Raw genomic sequence first — 15,698 nt, 5'->3', positions numbered from 1 at the left:
GGGGCATGAAGATTGGCTATATCGGGCTTGGCAATCTGGGCGGGCATCTGGCGGCCAGTCTGATCCGGGCGGGGTTTTCGGTGGTGGTCCACGACCGCGATCCGGGGCTGGCCGCGCGGCACCGGGCGATGGGGGCCGAGGTGGCCGAGAGCCCGGCGGATCTTGCGGGGCGGGTGGAGCATGTGTTCACCTGCCTGCCCTCGCCCGCGGTGTCGGCCGCGGTGCTGGCGCAAGTGCTGACGGCGGCGCGGCCCGGGATGACCTGGGTGGAAAACTCCACGCTGGGACGTGAGGATGTGCTGCAATTGGCGGGAATCGCGCAAGGCGCCGGGCTGCGGATGCTGGAGGCGCCGGTGACGGGGGGCGTGCATCTGGCCGCGCGAGGCGAGATCACGGTGCTGGCGGGGGGCGATGCGGACCTGCTGGATCTGCACCGCGCCGCGCTTGAGGCAATCGGCAACCGGCTGTTCCATATGGGGCCTTTGGGGTCGGCGGCGGTGATCAAGGTGATCACCAATATGCTCGCCTTCATCCATCTGGTCGCCGACGGCGAGGCGCTGATGCTTGCCAAGCGCGGGGGGCTGGATCTGAAGACCGCCTGGGAGGCGATTGCGGCGTCATCGGGCAGCAGTTTCGTGCATGAGACCGAAGGCCAGCTGATCCTGAACGGCAGCTATGACATTGCCTTCACGATGGATCTGGCGCTGAAGGATCTGGGCTTTGCCATGGGTTTTGGCCGTGAATTCGGCGTGCCGCTGGATCTGGCGGGGCAGACCCTGCAGACCTTTGTCAGGGGGCGTGCGGCCTATGGCGGGGGGGCGCAATCGACACAGATCGTGAAGCTGCTGGAAGACGCGCTGGGCACCGATCTGCGGGCGGACGGCTTTCCGGCGCGGTTGGCGTAAGGGGGGGGCGCTGCCCCCCGCTGCGCGCCCCCCGGAGTATTTTCAAAAGCTGCAAGTCATAACCGGACAGGCTGCAAGGATTTGCACCTTTCTGAAATACTCCCGCCGGAGGCGTCCGCCGGTGCCGCCTTACCGCCAGATGGGGTTTGACCATGCCCGTTTTCCGGCTGCGTCCATCAAGGTGACGCGCAGCCAAGGGCTGTTGCCAAAGCGGCTGAGATCGAGCGCCGAGGTGGTCATCGAATGTCCATGCACGGCGCGGGCGGCGGTGCCTTGGCCTTGGACGATCATGGCGGAGACGGCGGAATGGTCCACCTCGATGCGGGTGTCATGCAGGCGGATGTCGCGCAGCTCGGGGCCTTGGCTGGCGTAGAAATCTCCGGATTTGAGCGCGGCGAGCAAGGCTTCGGGCGTATTCTCGGCGGCCTTGACCATGACCCAGCCGCCAAAATGGTCGGGTTCGTAGAAATGCGCGTCATCGGTGGCGATCATCGTTAAGCGGCGGCCTTCGCTGAGCAGCAGATCGGCGATGGCGAAGCCGTCGGGGCGGTCGCAGCCATTGGCGCAGCCGTGGTTGTAGACCTCTACCGCATGGGCCGCAGTCACCGCTCGCGCGTCGGCGAGGGTGAGGCCGGACCATTGCGGATGTGCGATCGCCACGAAGGCGCCTGCGGCGACGGCGCGGGCGGCGAGGTCGGCTGCGGTTTCCTGACCTGGCTTGGGGTGGAAATCCGGGCTGTCCGAGGGGGCGAAATCGGGCGGCAGGCCGACGGCGAGGATATGCCACAGCTCGCCATTGGCCATGGCGCCCGAGTGCAGTTCGGCGCCGAGGATCGTGGTGAAGCCTTCGCCGCGAAAGGCTGTGGTGTCGACGATGGGATAGTCATAGGCGCCGACGAAGTGATCGGTCAGCGCCAGAAAATCATAGCCTTCGGCCCGGTAGCGGCGGCAGACCTCTTCGGGCGAGAGCACGCCATCCGACCGGGTGGAGTGGGTGTGCAGATTTCCGCGCCAGAAGCGGCCGGGGGCGGTGAAGGCGGAAGGGCGGTGCATGGCATGTCCTGACAGGTCAAAGGCCCCGGCAGGCTAGCCGGGGCCTTTGACGCTGACAAGCCGGCGCTTAGCCCAGCGTGACCAATGCGTGGCGCTTCTTGCCCGCGGTCAGTTTCAGGGGCTGGGCCAGATCGCCCGCGCCATAGCGCAGGCCACTGTCGGTGACGGTTTCGTCATTCACCTTGGCGCCGCCTTCGGAGATCAGGCGTTTGGCATCCTTGCCGCTTGCGGAAAGTCCCGCACGGACAAAGAGTTGTACGATGCCGATCCCCTCCGCGACTTCTGCGGGCGCAAGGGTGACGGTGGGCAGATCCTCGCCGATGCCGCCCTTTTCAAAGACCTCGCGCGCGGTGGCCTCGGCGGCCTGCGCGGCCTCGGCCCCGTGCAGCAGCGTGGTCACCTCATTGGCGAGGATGATCTTGGCCGCGTTGATCTCGGATCCTTGCAGCGCGCCGAGACGGTCACATTCCTCGAGCGGCAGTTCGGTGAAGAGCTTGAGGAAGCGGCCGACATCGGCATCGGTGGAGTTGCGCCAGAACTGCCAGAACTCGTAAGGTGACAGCATCGCACCATTGAGCCAGACCGCGCCATTGGCGGATTTGCCCATCTTGCGCCCGTCGGAGGTGGTCAGCAGCGGCGTGGTCAGGCCGTAGACCTCATGGTCCACCACCCGGCGCGTCAGATCCACGCCGTTGACGATATTGCCCCATTGATCCGACCCGCCCATCTGCAACAGGCAGCCATAGCGGCGGTTGATCTCAAGGAAATCATAGGCTTGGAGGATCATGTAATTGAATTCGAGGAAGGACAGCGATTGTTCGCGGTCCAGCCGGGATTTCACGGAGTCAAAGGACAGCATCCGGTTCACGCTGAAATGCCGCCCGATGTCGCGCAGGAATTCCAGGTAGTTCAGATGATCGAGCCATTCGGCATTGTTGAGCATGATGGCATCGGTGGCGCCATCGCCATAGGAGAGGTAACGGGCAAAGACCTGCTGCATTCCGGCGATGTTTTCATCGATCTTTTCCGGCGTCAGCAGCGGGCGCTCTTCGGCGCGGAAGGAAGGATCGCCCACCTTTGTGGTGCCGCCCCCCATGAGAGTGATCGGCTTGTGGCCGCATTTCTGCAACCAGCGCAGCACCATGATGTTGAGCAAATGGCCCACATGCAGCGAAGCCGCCGTGGCATCATAACCGATATAGGCAGGCACGACCCCCTTCAGAAACGCCTCGTCCAGCGCCTGATAATCCGTGCAATCGGCCAGAAAGCCACGGGTCATCATCACGCGCATGAAGTCTGATTTCGGATGGTAGGTCATTGCGTCCTCGTGTCATACTTGCGGGCGGTATAGCGGTCTGGGGGGCGCAAGGGAAGATGCGAGGTTCGGGGGCGATCTGGGCGTTGGGGGCGATGTCGGGCACATCCTTGGACGGGGTGGATGCCGCGATGGTGCTGACCGATGGTCACAGCATCGAGGCCTTTGGGCCCGACGCCTATCGCGCCTATAGCCAAGCCGAGCGTGACGTGATCCGCGCGGGCTTTGGGTTGTGGCCGGGGGAGGCGGCGGTGGCGGCGGCGGCCGAGGTGGTGGAGGCCGCCCACGCCGAGGTGCTGGCGCGGTTTTCCGGGGTGGATGTGGTGGGGTTCCACGGCCAGACCTTGGCGCATGATCCGCGTGGGCAGGGCACGCATCAGGCGGGCAATGGCGAGCTGCTGGCGCAGGTTCTGGGCCTGCCCGTGGTCTGGGATTTCCGCAGCACGGATGTGCAGATGGGCGGTCAGGGCGCGCCGCTGGCGCCGTTCTTTCACCACGCTTGCGCGCGCCATGTGGGGCTGGAGGCTCCGGTGGCCTTTCTCAATCTGGGCGGGGTGGGGAACCTGACCTGGGTGGACCCGCGCGTCGCGCAGCCCGAGGCGCCGGGGGCGTTGCTCGCGTTTGACACCGGGCCTGCCAATGCTCCGGTGAATGATCTGATGTTGGCGCGGACCGGTCTTGCGCAGGATGCGGGCGGGGTGTTGGCGGCGGCGGGGCAGGCTGATGAGGCGGTGGTCACGGCCTTTCTGGCGCATCCCTATTTCTTCAAGATGCCGCCAAAGTCACTGGACCGGAATGATTTTCCCGCCTTGCTGCCTGCGGTTGCGCATCTGGGCGATGCCGATGCGGCGGCCACCTTGGTTGCCTGTGCGGCGGCGGCGGTGGCGCGCGGGGCCGAGCATTTTCCGCAAAAGGTGGACCGCGTGTTCGTCTGTGGCGGCGGGCGGCACAATGCGGCGATGATGGCGGCGCTGTCGGCGCGGCTTGCTTGCGCGGTGGGCCCGGTCGAGCAGATCGGGCTGAACGGCGATATGCTGGAGGCGCAGGCCTTTGCCTATCTTGCGGTGCGGGTGATGCGCGGTCTGCCCACCAGCGCGCCGCTGACGACGGGCGTTCCGGCAGCGGTGGGGGGCGGCCAGATCAGCCGCCCCTAGGCCCTGTCAGTCGTCCGTCATCGGCAGATCGGGCAGGCGGCGGGCGGCCTCTTTGCGGGCAAAGGTTTTCAGGCCCAGACCGGGGCCATCCATGAACTCGGCGGCGCGGGCGGGGTCGTGCTTGGCCAGTGTGTCGATCCAGTCGGCGATGGCCTTCTGGATGAACCAGTTGCGATCGGTCACCAGATGCTCGGCCCAGATCAGCCCGGTTTCGCGGGCGTCATATTCGGGGTCTTTCAGGTTGTTCAGCTTGGCGAAGGGCAAAAGCATTTGCAGCGCGGCGCGGCGGGCCCAGTGGTTTTCGCTTTCCACCCAAGGTTCCAGATCGGCGATACGGTCCAGATCGGCCACCACGCGCTTTTGTCCGGCGGTGGTCACCAGATCGGCCAAGGCCCAGACATCCAATTCCTCGACCCACATGCAGATCACCGTCCAGGCCCGGCTGTCGGGGCGGATGCGGGCCTGCGTCAAGAGCTTGGCGGCGGCGACGCGGGCGTCATGCACATTGGTGTTCCACAGGCCTTCGGCCAGTGACACCCGGCCTTCGACCGAGAGGGCGCTGCGCCAGTCGGCGGCCTGTTCGTCGATCTGTGCCGGCGTGAGGCCCAGATAGCGGCGGGCTGCACCTTCGGGCGCCTTGTGATAGGCCTCGGCCTCTGCCGCGCGGGCAGGATCGGCCATGGATTCAAGGATTTCAAGGGCTTGATAGGGTGTCATCGCTGCGCACCCAAAGTTTCGTCTGTCACCGTCAACCCCTTTTGTCCGCGTTATCCGCGTATTTCGAACCGCACCGACCCTATCGGAAAACCGGCCCGAGAGACAACCGCATCATTCACGATCACCCCGTCGTCGCGCAGATAGATCACATCGGCAAAGCCAAGCCGGGTGACGCCCGAGGGTGATCTGAAATCGGCGGTATAGGTGAGACGCACTTCGCCGTCCTGCTCGACCACCTGCGCCGCGCCCACCGTATCTTCGCGCCGCCCGGTCCAGAGCCCGGGGCCGCTGCGGTCGAACACCCAAGTGAGCCGGTCGGTCTGGCCATCGTCATAGACGAAATCCTCGACCACCGTCAGCCGCTGACCGCCGCGCGAGAGCCGCCCGTCGAGCCGCGCGTCAAAGCGGCGTTCATCCCCGGTCAGCCAGACCCGGAACACCCCTTGGCCACGCTTTTGGCCCACGAAGGCCGCGTCGAGGGTGACGGGCCGGGTGGCAACCGTGGGAGAGGCGGGGACAGAGGCGCAACCGCCAAGGGCGGCGGCGCCAATCAAAAAGAAGCGGCGGTGCATCGGGCTCTCCGTGACGGATGTGATCGTCTCCGTCAGATAGGACGCGTCACTCCACAGTCACGGATTTCGCCAGATTGCGCGGCTGATCCACATCGGTGCCTTTGGCGATGGCGGTGTGATAGGCCAGAAGCTGCGCCGGAACCGCGTAAAGGATGGGCGCAAAGATCGTGTCGGCGGCGGGCATGGAAAGGCTGGCCCAGACTCCGTTGCCCGCCTCGGCCAGACCTGCGGCATCCGAGATCAGCAGCACCTTGCCATGGCGGGCCATCACCTCTTGCATATTCGACACCGTCTTGTCGAACAGCGCATCCCGCGGGGCCAGAACGATCACCGGCACCTGTGCGTCGATCAGGGCGATGGGGCCGTGCTTGAGCTCGCCCGATGCATAGCCTTCGGCGTGGATATAGCTGATTTCCTTGAGTTTCAGCGCGCCTTCCAATGCCATCGGATACATGGGGCCACGGCCCAAGAACAGAATGTCCTGTGCCCGCGCCAGTTCTTCGGCGAGTTTGGCGATCTCGCCCGACAGGCCAAGCGCGTGGTTCATCAGGCCGGGCAGCGCCTGCAAGGCCGCGAGATGCGCCGCAAGGCCCGCGCTGTCGACCCGGTCCCGGTCTACCCCGGCCTTGAGCGCCAAGAGCGCCAGCACCATCAGCTGCGACGTGAAGGCCTTGGTCGAGGCCACACCCACCTCGACCCCGGCCATGATCGGCAAGGTCAGATCGGATTCGCGCGCGATGGAAGAGGTGGGGACGTTGACGACCGACACCACTTTGGCCACGCGGTCCTTTGCGTAGCGCAAGGCGGCGAGCGTGTCGGCGGTTTCCCCCGACTGGCTGACGAAGATCGCCCATTGTTTGGGCGACAAAGGCGGTTCACGGTAGCGGAATTCGGACGCAATATCGATGTCGCAGGGCAGGCCGGCGACGGTTTCAAACCAATACTTCGCCACGTGGCAGGCGTAGGACGCGGTGCCGCAGGCGACCAGAACGATGCGCTCTACCCCGGTGAAATCGACGCCTTCGGGCAGATTCAAGGCGGGGTTGGCGCCCCCTTTGGAATAGTGCCGCAGGCCATCGGCCAGCACCACCGGCTGTTCGGCGATTTCCTTGGCCATGAAGTGCTTGTAGCCCGCTTTTTCAATCCGGGTGGCGTCAATCTGGATGCGGGTTTCGGCGCGGCGGGCCGGGCGGTCTTGGGCATCGAAGACCTCGGCGCCGGCGCGGGTGATCACCGCCCAGTCGCCCTCTTCCAGATAGGTGATGCGGTCGGTCATTGGCGCGAGGGCAATGGCATCCGATCCCACGAACATCTCACCGCTGCCATGGCCGATGGCAAGCGGGCTGCCTTTGCGCGCGGCGATCAGCAGGTCCGCCTCGCCATCAAAGAGGAAACAGAGCGCGAAGGCGCCGTGCAGGCGTTTGAGCGTTTGGCGCGCGGCTTCGATCGGCGTCGCCCCCGCCTCCATCGCTTGCCGGACGAGAATCGCCACGGTTTCGGTGTCGGTCTGGCTTTCCTGCGCATAGCCTGCGGCGGCAAGCTCGCTGCGCAATTCGCGGAAGTTCTCGATGATGCCATTGTGGACCACCGCCACCGGGCCTGCCTTATGCGGGTGCGCGTTTACCACCGTCGCCGCGCCATGAGTGGCCCAGCGGGTGTGGCCGATGCCCGCCTTGCCGGGCAGTGGGTCATGCACCAGAAGATCTGACAGGTTCACCAGCTTGCCCACCGCGCGGCGGCGATCCAGCCGCCCGCCATTCACCGTGGCGATCCCGGCGGAATCATAGCCGCGATATTCCAGCCGCTTCAGGGCTTCGACCAGCAAAGGGGCCACTTCGTGATTGCCCAGAACGCCAATAATGCCACACATGGAACCGGTCCTCTTGAGGGTGCGGGCATAGATGCTTAGGAGGGCCTCCGCATCTACGCGGGAAATTTATGAACAGATGCGCGGGGTCACTTGCGGCTGGCTTTGAGCTTTTGCAGGTGTTCGCGCAGGCGGGTGGCGAGGCCGGGCTTGGTGACCTGCCGCGCCCGCCCGATCGCCAGCGCCTCGGCGGGGACGTCTTCGGTGATGACCGAGCCTGAAGCGGTCAGGGCGTTGTCGCCCACCGTGACAGGGGCCACCAGCATGGTGTCCGAGCCGATGAAGGCGTTCTTGCCGATGCGGGTGCGGTGCTTCATCACGCCATCATAATTGCAGGTCACGGTGCCCGCGCCGATGTTGGTGAATTCGCCCACATCGGCATCGCCGATGTAAGTCAGATGGCCGACCTTTACGCCTTCGTCCAAAATGGCGTTCTTGATCTCGACGAAGTTGCCGATATGCACATCTTCGGCCAGTTCCGCGCCGGGGCGCAGGCGGGCGAAGGGGCCGATGGTGGCGCCACGGCTGATGTGGCAGCCTTCGAGATGGCAGAAGGGCTTGATTTCGGCGCCGGATTCGATTGTGACGCCGGGGCCGAAGATCACATTGGGGCCAATGATGGCATCGCGCCCCACCACAGTGTCCAGTCCGAAGAAGACGGTGTCCGGCGCGGTCAGGGTGACGCCGTTTTCCAGAGCCTCGGCGCGGGCGCGGGCTTGAAAGGCGCGTTCGGCCTCGGCCAGTTGGGCGCGGGTGTTGACGCCCAGCGTTTCATCCTCGGGGCAGATCACCACACCCGCCGACAGCCCGCGCTTGCGCGCCAGTTCCGGCAGGTCGGTCAGGTAATATTCGCCCGAGGCATTGGCATTGCCCACCTCGGCCACCAGCGCGAACATCAGCTTGGCATCGGCGCAGATCACGCCGGAATTGCACAAGGTGATGGCGCGTTCTTCGGGCGAGGCGTCCTTGTATTCCACGATTTTCTGCAAGGCGTCGCCTTCGGTCACCAACCGGCCATAGCGGCCCGGATCGGCGGCGTGAAAGCCCAAGACCACCACCGCGTGCTGGGCGCGGGCGGCGAGCATCGCTTCCAGCGTTTCGGGGCGCACCAAGGGCGTGTCGCCATAGAGCACGATCACATCGCCCGAAGCATCGGCCAGCAAGGGCGCGGCTTGTGCGACGGCATGGGCGGTGCCCTTCTGTTCGGACTGCACCACCGTCAGCGCATCTTCGTCGAAGGCGAGGGTGGCTTTGGTCACCGCATCGGCGCCGTGGCCGGTGACAACCACCACCCGCTCTGGCCCGAGGCTGCGTCCGGCCTGCATGGCGTGGTGCAAGAGGGGGCTGCCTGCCACCAGGTGCAGCACCTTGGGCAGGTCGGAATTCATCCGCGTGCCTTGACCTGCTGCCAGAATGACCAAAGATACCGGCATGCTGCCCCTTTCCTTATTGGTGCCCCCGTTTTACCCATGGGCCACTTGGCCGCAAGGGCCGTGTTCTTCACGCAAGGTTACAGAAGATGCGCACCGTGGTTTTCGATCTGGACGGCACTTTGGCAGACACGAGCGCCGATCTGTTGGCGGCGGCGAACGCCTGCTTTCGCGGGCTGGGGCATGGCGATTTGCTGGGCCCGGCCGATGCGCTGACCGCCTTCCATGGGGGGCGCGCGATGCTGCGCTTGGGCTTCTCGCGGCTGGGCGTCGCGGATGAGGCCTTGGTCGATGCGCAGTATCCGGTTCTGTTGGAGGCCTATGCGGCCGATATTGCCGTGCATACCACCCTTTATCCCGGTGTGGTGGACGCGGTAGAGGCGCTGCGGCGCGAGGGGTTTGCGGTGGCGATCTGCACCAACAAACCGGAAGGCCTTGCTGAAGAACTGACGCTGCGGCTGGGGATTCGGGGCCTGTTCGGCGCGTTGATCGGAGCGGATACCTTGCCCACGCGCAAACCGGATGCGGCCCCCTATCTGGCGGCGGTGCAGGAAGCGGGGGGCAATCCGCGGCGGTCGATGTTGATTGGCGATACCGAGACCGACCGTAAGACCGGGCTTGCCGCTGGCGTTCCGGTCGCGCTGGTGACCTTTGGCCCCGAGGGGCGCGGCGTCGAACGGTTGCAGCCCGAGGCGCTTTTGGACCATTTCGACGATCTGCCAGCGCTGGCCGCGCGGATGCTGCGCTGACGGTCAGTCGAGAAAGGTGCGGCGGCACCACAGGGCGGTGTCTGTGTATTCCTGCGCCAGTTCTGCGGGGCTTCGGCTGGTCATGATGCGCTCGAAGCGCTGCACCATGGCGCGGCGGCGCTGATCCTCGGTCCCGGGCACTTGATCGAGCATCACGAGGGCGGCCCGTTGGGCGTTGTCGCGGGCATTGCGCGAAATCTCGCCGAGATCAAACAACTCGGTCGAGACGATGAACAGCATCGCGGCGCAGTGCAGCGCTTGGGCGGAGCGGCCTTCGATGACAAGTTCGGCCTTTGCCGGCGTGGCAAGGGTGGCCGCCAGAAGGGCGGCGGCACAGAGGTGGCGCATGCGGATGTTCCTTTGTTCAGGCCCCCACCGTGCCACAGTGTTGTGGCGCCGCCAACCCATTGACGAGGGTCACGTTGCGCCGCATGCTGAAGGGTATGGAAAGATTTACCGGCAGTTTCACCCAGCAAGAGGCAATTCCCGAGGAGGGCATTGCGGCGGCGCTGGAGGTTATGCGCCATGGGCGGCTGCACCGCTATAACACAGCCCATGGCGAGATCGCCGAGACGGCGCTGCTGGAAGAGGAATTTGCGGCCTTTACCGGCGCGCGCTATTGTCTTGCGGTGGCTTCGGGCGGCTATGCGCTGGCGACGGCCTTGCGTGCGTTGCAGGTCTGCCCGGGCGCGCCGGTTCTGACCAATGCCTTCACGCTGGCACCGGTTCCGGGCGCGATTGCGAGCATGGGCGCGCAGCCGGTGTTTATCGAGACAACGCCCGATTTGACCATCGACTTCGCGCATCTGGAGGTTATGGCGCGGGAAACCGGGGCCCGCGTGCTGATGCTGTCGCACATGCGCGGGCATATCTGTGACATGGATCGTCTGATGGCGCTGTGTGATGGCTTGGGCCTGAAGGTGATCGAGGATTGCGCGCATACCATGGGGGCCGCGTGGAACGGCGTGCCGTCGGGGCGCCATGGGGTGATCGGTTGCTATTCGACGCAGACCTACAAGCACATGAATGCGGGTGAGGGCGGTCTTTTGGTGACGGATGACCCGGGCCTTGCCGCGCGGTCGGTGCTGCTGTCGGGGAGTTACATGCTTTACGCCCGTCACCGCGCCGCACCGCCGCCCGAGGTGTTCGAGGCGCTGCGGCTGGACGTGCCCAATGTGTCGGGGCGGATGGACAATCTGCGGGCGGCGATCCTGCGGCCGCAGATCGCGCTGCTGGCAGAGCGGGGCGTGCGGTGGAATGCGCTTTACCGCGTGCTGGAGGCGGGGCTTGCGCAGACGCAGGGGCTGCGGCTGATCCCGCGGCCGGCGGCGGAGCAATTCGTGGCGTCGAGTTTTCAATTCACGCTGCCGGAGTGGGAGCCCGAACGGGTGGCGGCGCTGATTGCGCGCTGTGCCGCGCGCGGGGTGGAGATGAAGTGGTTTGGCGCGCCGGACCCGGTGGCCTTTACCAGCCGCTATGCACATTGGCGTTATGCCGCGCCAAACCCGCTGCCGCAGACCGATGCGGTGCTGGCGGGGCTGATCGACATGCGGCTGCCGCTGACCTTTACAACCGAGGATGCAGCCCTGATCGCCCGCATCATCCGGGCCGAGGTTCTGGCGGTGGGGCAGGGCCCGGTGGGCCCGGTGGACGCGCTGCCCATGGGCGACTGATCGCGCCCGCGCGGCGTGCTGCGATTCTGCTGCCGCAGCGCGGCGTCAGCGGCCAGGCACAAACCGGACCCGGCGCATTCTTTTGAGGCTGCGACGAAATTCAACAGATATCGTCCGGTGTTTTCGCTGCCGCCTCCGTTGACCCGGCTGGGGGAGCAGAGTAAACGGGTGCCCAAGAGTGCAAGCGGGTCGCCAGCATCCGCAGCTCGCAGTCGCCAGCCGAAGGAGCATCTCGTGGACATACTTCTCCGAGAGTATTTTCCTATCATCGTTCTACTCGCACTTGCGATTGGTCTGGGGCTTGTTCTGCTCCTTGCCGCTGCCGTGCTTGCGGTGCGCAATCCCGACCCGGAAAAGGTGTCGGCCTATGAATGTGGGTTCAACGCATTCGATGATGCGCGGATGAAATTTGACGTGCGGTTCTACCTCGTGTCGATCCTGTTCATCATCTTTGACCTTGAGGTCGCCTTCCTGTTCCCTTGGGCGGTTGCCTTTGGCGAGATCAGCATGACCGCGTTCTGGTCGATGATGGTGTTCCTTGGCGTGCTGACGGTGGGCTTTGCCTATGAATGGAAGAAAGGGGCCTTGGAATGGGAGTGATGGCAGGAGCCAACACGGCGGGCGGCGACATGGAGGTTGCCACCCAGGCCCTGAACCGCGAGTTGCAGGACAAGGGGTTCCTGCTGACGTCGACCGAAGACATCATCAACTGGGCCCGGATCGGGTCCTTGCACTGGATGACCTTTGGTCTGGCCTGCTGCGCGGTCGAGATGATGCACACGTCGATGCCGCGCTATGACGTGGAGCGGTTTGGCGTGGCCCCGCGCGCATCGCCGCGCCAGTCGGACGTGATGATCGTGGCCGGCACCCTGACCAACAAGATGGCCCCGGCGCTGCGCAAGGTCTATGACCAGATGCCAGAGCCGCGCTATGTGATTTCCATGGGCTCTTGTGCCAATGGCGGCGGTTACTACCACTACAGCTATTCGGTGGTGCGTGGCTGTGACCGGATCGTTCCGGTCGACATTTACGTGCCCGGCTGCCCGCCCACGGCCGAGGCGCTGCTTTACGGCATCTTGCAGTTGCAGCGGAAGATCCGCCGCACCGGCACCCTGACCCGCTGAGGAGGAAATCATGTCCGAAGCCCAAGTCTCGGAAGCCCTGCAAGAGCTTGCCGCCCATATCGAATTGCGCCGCCCGAATGATGTGGTGGCGTCGCATATCGCGTTTGGCGAGCTGACGGTGGAGGTGGTGGCGAGCCACATCGCTGATTTCGCGGATTTCCTGCGCACCGATGCGTCTTGCCGTTTTTCCTCGCTCGTGGACATCACGGCGGTGGATCACCCCACGCGTGAGCGCCGCTTTGACGTGGTGTATCACTTCCTGTCGATGTATCAAAACCACCGTATCCGCGTGAAAATCGCGGTGGGCGAAGAGGATATGGTGCCGTCTTTGGTGGACGTGCACCCCAGCGCCAACTGGTTTGAACGCGAAGTGTTCGACATGTTTGGCATCCTGTTTTCGGGCCACCCGGATCTGCGCCGCATCCTGACCGATTACGGGTTCCGCGGGCACCCTTTGCGCAAGGATTTCCCGACCACGGGCTATACGGAAGTGCGCTATGATGAGGCGCAAAAGCGTGTGGTCTATGAGCCGGTGAAGCTTGTGCAGGAATACCGGCAGTTTGATTTCATGTCCCCTTGGGAAGGCGCGCAATACGTGCTGCCCGGGGATGACAAGGCGGGGGCGAAGTGATGGCCCGCGACCAGAGGGGAGCAGTCTGATGGACGGCGATATCCGCAGAAACACCTATGACGACGGCTCGACCGATTTCGAGACGGGCGAGCAGAAGATCCGCAACTTCAACCTGAACTTCGGCCCGCAACACCCTGCGGCGCACGGCGTTTTGCGCCTTGTGCTGGAGCTTGACGGCGAGATTGTCGAGCGGTGCGATCCGCACATCGGCTTGCTGCATCGTGGCACCGAGAAGCTGATGGAAAGCCGGACCTATTTGCAGAACCTGCCGTATTTCGACCGGCTGGATTATGTGGCGCCGATGAACCAGGAACATGCCTGGTGTCTGGCAATCGAGAGGCTGACCGGCACCGTGGTGCCGCGCCGCGCCAGCCTGATCCGGGTGCTGTATTCCGAAATTGGCCGCATTCTGAACCATCTGCTGAACGTGACGACGCAAGCCATGGACGTGGGCGCGCTGACGCCGCCGCTCTGGGGCTTTGAAGAGCGCGAAAAGCTGATGATCTTCTACGAGCGGGCCTGTGGCGCGCGTCTGCACGCGGCCTATTTCCGCCCCGGTGGGGTTCATGCCGACCTGACCGAAGCGCTGATCGAGGACATCGACCAGTGGGCGGTGGAGTTCCCGCGCGTGCTGGATGACATCGACACGCTGCTGACCGAAAACCGCATCTTCAAGCAGCGCAACGCCGACATCGGGATTGTCACCGAGGACGACATCCTGAAATGGGGCTATTCGGGCGTGATGGTGCGCGGGTCAGGCCTGGCTTGGGATTTGCGTCGCAGCCAGCCTTATGAGTGCTATAACGAATTCGACTTCAAGATCCCGATTGGCAAAAATGGCGATTGCTATGACCGCTATCTGTGCCGGATGCAGGAGATGCGCGAAAGCACGTCGATCATCCGTCAGGCGATTGCCAAGCTGCGGGTGGAAAAGGGCGATGTGCTGGCACGCGGCAAGATCACGCCGCCCAAGCGCGGCGAGATGAAGACCAGCATGGAAGCGCTGATCCATCACTTCAAGCTGTATACCGAAGGGTTCCATGTGCCCGCCGGTGAGGTTTACGCTGCGGTGGAAGCGCCCAAGGGTGAGTTCGGCGTGTATCTGATGGCGGATGGCACCAACAAGCCTTACCGCGCCAAGATCCGTGCGCCCGGGTTCCTGCACCTGCAATCCATGGACTATATCTGCAAGGGGCATCAGCTGGCTGACGTCTCTGCCATCATCGGCACGATGGATGTCGTGTTCGGGGAGATCGACCGCTAATGCTGCGCCGCCTGCACAAAGACCAACCCGCCTCGTTTGAGTTCACCCCGGCAAACCTTGCCTGGGCCGAGGGGCAGATTTCCAAATATCCCGAAGGGCGTCAGGCCAGCGCCATCATTCCTTTGCTGTGGCGTGCGCAGGAGCAGCACGGATGGCTGACGCGTCCGGCGATCGAATATGTGGCGAACATGCTGGGCATGGCCTATATCCGCGCGCTGGAAGTGGCGACCTTCTACTTCATGTTTCAGCTGCAACCCGTTGGGTCTGTGGCCAATATCCAGATCTGCGGCACCACGTCCTGCATGATTTGCGGCGCTGAAGAATTGATCGCCGTCTGTCAGGAGCTGATCGCCAAGCAACCGCATACGCTTTCGGCGGATGGCAAGTTTTCTTGGGAAGAGGTGGAATGTCTGGGCGCGTGCAGCAATGCGCCCATGGCCCAGATCGGCAAGGATTACTACGAGGATCTGACGCCAGAAATCCTGCGCAACCTGATCGCGCGCTTCAGTGCAGGCGAAGTGCCGGTGCCGGGGCCGCAGAATGGGCGCTATGCATCAGAGCCGATCTCGGGGCTGACCTCGCTCAAGGACCACGAGGCCGGGCGCAAGCCATACAATGCCAGCGCGCAACTCGCGGTGGACATTGGCGAAACGGTCAAGCGGATCGACGGCACCGAAGTGCCGCTGACGACGCCTTGGGTCCGTCAACCCGAAGCGCCTGAGGCGACGGAGGCTCCGCAAGAGCCGGTGCCGGGCGCTGGCCATGCGGCGGATGCCACCGGGGTGACGGTGCAGGAAGCGCCGGCGCAATCCAAAGGCAAGCCGGTTTCCAAGGATGACCCGGCCACTTCTGGTGCCGAAGCGGCCGCAGCCCCCGACACCGTGGCGACGCGTGACACCGGTCCGGGCACACCGGTGGCCCCAGAGCCCGGGCTTGCGCCATCGACGGTCGCAGGCTCCCGGCCGGAAGGATTGTCTGCGGCACGGGGCGGTGCAGCGGATGATCTGAAGCAGATTGAGGGCATCGGCCCGGCACTGGAAAAGCTGCTGCATGAGATGGGCGTTTACCATTTCGATCAGATCGCAGGCTGGACCGACGCCGAGATCGCATGGGTTGACCAGAACCTGAAAGGCTTTCGTGGCCGCGTGACCCGTGACAAATGGGTGTCGCAGGCCCGTATCATCGTGACCGAAGGGCTGGAGGCATTCCGCATCCGGGCCAAGACGAACGATTATTGAGAGGTC

At 64.4% G+C, this 15,698-nt stretch carries 16 protein-coding genes; 9 read left to right on the top strand and 7 right to left on the bottom strand.

Annotated features, from left to right (window positions below):
- The first annotated feature begins 5 nt into the window (after nt 1-5).
- Nucleotides 6-905 carry an NAD(P)-dependent oxidoreductase gene (locus tag CUR21_RS16545; protein WP_100198173.1) on the top strand — a complete coding sequence of 300 codons (900 nt, stop codon included), beginning with the start codon at nt 6-8 and terminating at the stop codon, nt 903-905.
- Between the two features lie 129 nt (nt 906-1,034).
- On the opposite strand, the gene CUR21_RS16540 is transcribed toward CUR21_RS16545, so the two are convergent.
- Nucleotides 1,035-1,958, bottom strand: coding sequence for a PHP domain-containing protein (locus CUR21_RS16540; protein WP_100198172.1), 924 nt, complete (start codon nt 1,956-1,958; stop codon nt 1,035-1,037).
- Between the two features lie 67 nt (nt 1,959-2,025).
- Entirely contained in the window at nt 2,026-3,276 is a 1,251-nt protein-coding gene (gene tyrS / locus CUR21_RS16535; protein ID WP_100198171.1) for a tyrosine--tRNA ligase, read from the bottom strand.
- A 56-nt stretch (nt 3,277-3,332) separates the two neighbouring features.
- On the opposite strand from tyrS, the gene CUR21_RS16530 reads away from it, so the two are divergent.
- Nucleotides 3,333-4,427: an anhydro-N-acetylmuramic acid kinase gene (locus CUR21_RS16530; protein ID WP_100198170.1), complete on the top strand. Its 1,095-nt coding sequence runs from the start codon at nt 3,333-3,335 to the stop codon at nt 4,425-4,427.
- A 6-nt stretch (nt 4,428-4,433) separates the two neighbouring features.
- Here CUR21_RS16530 and CUR21_RS16525 read toward each other — a convergent pair whose 3' ends face one another.
- The 4 genes from CUR21_RS16525 to glmU all read right to left on the bottom strand — a co-directional run bounded on the left by CUR21_RS16525 (nt 4,434) and on the right by glmU (nt 9,016).
- A complete protein-coding gene (locus CUR21_RS16525; RefSeq protein WP_100198169.1) occupies nt 4,434-5,144 on the bottom strand; it encodes a DNA alkylation repair protein in 711 nt (236 codons plus the stop codon).
- Between the two features lie 50 nt (nt 5,145-5,194).
- A complete protein-coding gene (locus CUR21_RS16520) occupies nt 5,195-5,716 on the bottom strand; it encodes a DUF3833 family protein (protein ID WP_100198168.1) in 522 nt (173 codons plus the stop codon).
- 46 nt (nt 5,717-5,762) lie between these two features.
- On the bottom strand, nt 5,763-7,586 hold the full coding sequence (gene glmS, locus CUR21_RS16515; protein ID WP_100198167.1) for a glutamine--fructose-6-phosphate transaminase (isomerizing): 1,824 nt from the start codon (nt 7,584-7,586) through the stop codon (nt 5,763-5,765).
- A gap of 86 nt (nt 7,587-7,672) precedes the next feature.
- Entirely contained in the window at nt 7,673-9,016 is a 1,344-nt protein-coding gene (glmU, locus tag CUR21_RS16510; RefSeq protein ID WP_100198166.1) for a bifunctional UDP-N-acetylglucosamine diphosphorylase/glucosamine-1-phosphate N-acetyltransferase GlmU, read from the bottom strand.
- 86 nt (nt 9,017-9,102) lie between these two features.
- Here glmU and CUR21_RS16505 point away from each other — a divergent pair, with 86 nt between their 5' ends.
- Nucleotides 9,103-9,762, top strand: coding sequence for an HAD-IA family hydrolase (locus tag CUR21_RS16505; RefSeq protein WP_100198165.1), 660 nt, complete (start codon nt 9,103-9,105; stop codon nt 9,760-9,762).
- A gap of 3 nt (nt 9,763-9,765) precedes the next feature.
- Here CUR21_RS16505 and CUR21_RS16500 read toward each other — a convergent pair whose 3' ends face one another.
- Entirely contained in the window at nt 9,766-10,110 is a 345-nt protein-coding gene (locus tag CUR21_RS16500; protein ID WP_100198164.1) for a hypothetical protein, read from the bottom strand.
- 95 nt (nt 10,111-10,205) lie between these two features.
- Between CUR21_RS16500 and CUR21_RS16495 the strand changes: the two genes are divergently transcribed.
- From CUR21_RS16495 to CUR21_RS16470, 6 genes are all read left to right on the top strand, one after another.
- The gene (locus CUR21_RS16495) at nt 10,206-11,435 is read left to right on the top strand and encodes a DegT/DnrJ/EryC1/StrS aminotransferase family protein (RefSeq protein WP_100198163.1); all 1,230 of its coding nucleotides are present in this window, start codon (nt 10,206-10,208) and stop codon (nt 11,433-11,435) included.
- 234 nt (nt 11,436-11,669) lie between these two features.
- Nucleotides 11,670-12,035: an NADH-quinone oxidoreductase subunit A gene (locus CUR21_RS16490; RefSeq protein ID WP_100198162.1), complete on the top strand. Its 366-nt coding sequence runs from the start codon at nt 11,670-11,672 to the stop codon at nt 12,033-12,035.
- On the top strand, nt 12,035-12,559 hold the full coding sequence (locus CUR21_RS16485; RefSeq protein ID WP_164608696.1) for an NADH-quinone oxidoreductase subunit B family protein: 525 nt from the start codon (nt 12,035-12,037) through the stop codon (nt 12,557-12,559). Before CUR21_RS16490 ends, CUR21_RS16485 begins: the two co-directional genes overlap by 1 nt.
- A gap of 10 nt (nt 12,560-12,569) precedes the next feature.
- Nucleotides 12,570-13,190 (top strand): NADH-quinone oxidoreductase subunit C, encoded by a 621-nt coding sequence (locus CUR21_RS16480; RefSeq protein ID WP_100198160.1) that lies wholly within the window; start codon nt 12,570-12,572, stop codon nt 13,188-13,190.
- A gap of 28 nt (nt 13,191-13,218) precedes the next feature.
- A complete protein-coding gene (locus CUR21_RS16475; RefSeq protein ID WP_100198159.1) occupies nt 13,219-14,454 on the top strand; it encodes an NADH-quinone oxidoreductase subunit D in 1,236 nt (411 codons plus the stop codon).
- Nucleotides 14,454-15,692 carry an NADH-quinone oxidoreductase subunit E gene (locus CUR21_RS16470; protein ID WP_100198158.1) on the top strand — a complete coding sequence of 413 codons (1,239 nt, stop codon included), beginning with the start codon at nt 14,454-14,456 and terminating at the stop codon, nt 15,690-15,692. The genes CUR21_RS16475 and CUR21_RS16470 overlap by 1 nt, the downstream gene beginning before the upstream one ends.
- Nucleotides 15,693-15,698: the final 6 nt, after the last annotated feature.

The organism is Pseudorhodobacter sp. MZDSW-24AT (genome assembly GCF_002794355.1).
Lineage (GTDB): Bacteria > Pseudomonadota > Alphaproteobacteria > Rhodobacterales > Rhodobacteraceae > Pseudotabrizicola.
This window is presented reverse-complemented; position numbering and strand designations above follow the sequence as displayed.

What these genes read in the sequence shown, in the direction of transcription:
- CUR21_RS16545 (WP_100198173.1), top strand. Translation starts at nt 6, where the DNA reads ATGAAGATTGGCTATATCGGGCTTGGCAATCTGGGCGGGCATCTGGCG.
- CUR21_RS16540 (WP_100198172.1), bottom strand. Translation starts at nt 1,958, where the DNA reads ATGCACCGCCCTTCCGCCTTCACCGCCCCCGGCCGCTTCTGGCGCGGA.
- tyrS (WP_100198171.1), bottom strand. Translation starts at nt 3,276, where the DNA reads ATGACCTACCATCCGAAATCAGACTTCATGCGCGTGATGATGACCCGT.
- CUR21_RS16530 (WP_100198170.1), top strand. Translation starts at nt 3,333, where the DNA reads ATGCGAGGTTCGGGGGCGATCTGGGCGTTGGGGGCGATGTCGGGCACA.
- CUR21_RS16525 (WP_100198169.1), bottom strand. Translation starts at nt 5,144, where the DNA reads ATGACACCCTATCAAGCCCTTGAAATCCTTGAATCCATGGCCGATCCT.
- CUR21_RS16520 (WP_100198168.1), bottom strand. Translation starts at nt 5,716, where the DNA reads ATGCACCGCCGCTTCTTTTTGATTGGCGCCGCCGCCCTTGGCGGTTGC.
- glmS (WP_100198167.1), bottom strand. Translation starts at nt 7,586, where the DNA reads ATGTGTGGCATTATTGGCGTTCTGGGCAATCACGAAGTGGCCCCTTTG.
- glmU (WP_100198166.1), bottom strand. Translation starts at nt 9,016, where the DNA reads ATGCCGGTATCTTTGGTCATTCTGGCAGCAGGTCAAGGCACGCGGATG.
- CUR21_RS16505 (WP_100198165.1), top strand. Translation starts at nt 9,103, where the DNA reads ATGCGCACCGTGGTTTTCGATCTGGACGGCACTTTGGCAGACACGAGC.
- CUR21_RS16500 (WP_100198164.1), bottom strand. Translation starts at nt 10,110, where the DNA reads ATGCGCCACCTCTGTGCCGCCGCCCTTCTGGCGGCCACCCTTGCCACG.
- CUR21_RS16495 (WP_100198163.1), top strand. Translation starts at nt 10,206, where the DNA reads ATGGAAAGATTTACCGGCAGTTTCACCCAGCAAGAGGCAATTCCCGAG.
- CUR21_RS16485 (WP_164608696.1), top strand. Translation starts at nt 12,035, where the DNA reads ATGGCAGGAGCCAACACGGCGGGCGGCGACATGGAGGTTGCCACCCAG.
- CUR21_RS16480 (WP_100198160.1), top strand. Translation starts at nt 12,570, where the DNA reads ATGTCCGAAGCCCAAGTCTCGGAAGCCCTGCAAGAGCTTGCCGCCCAT.
- CUR21_RS16475 (WP_100198159.1), top strand. Translation starts at nt 13,219, where the DNA reads ATGGACGGCGATATCCGCAGAAACACCTATGACGACGGCTCGACCGAT.
- CUR21_RS16470 (WP_100198158.1), top strand. Translation starts at nt 14,454, where the DNA reads ATGCTGCGCCGCCTGCACAAAGACCAACCCGCCTCGTTTGAGTTCACC.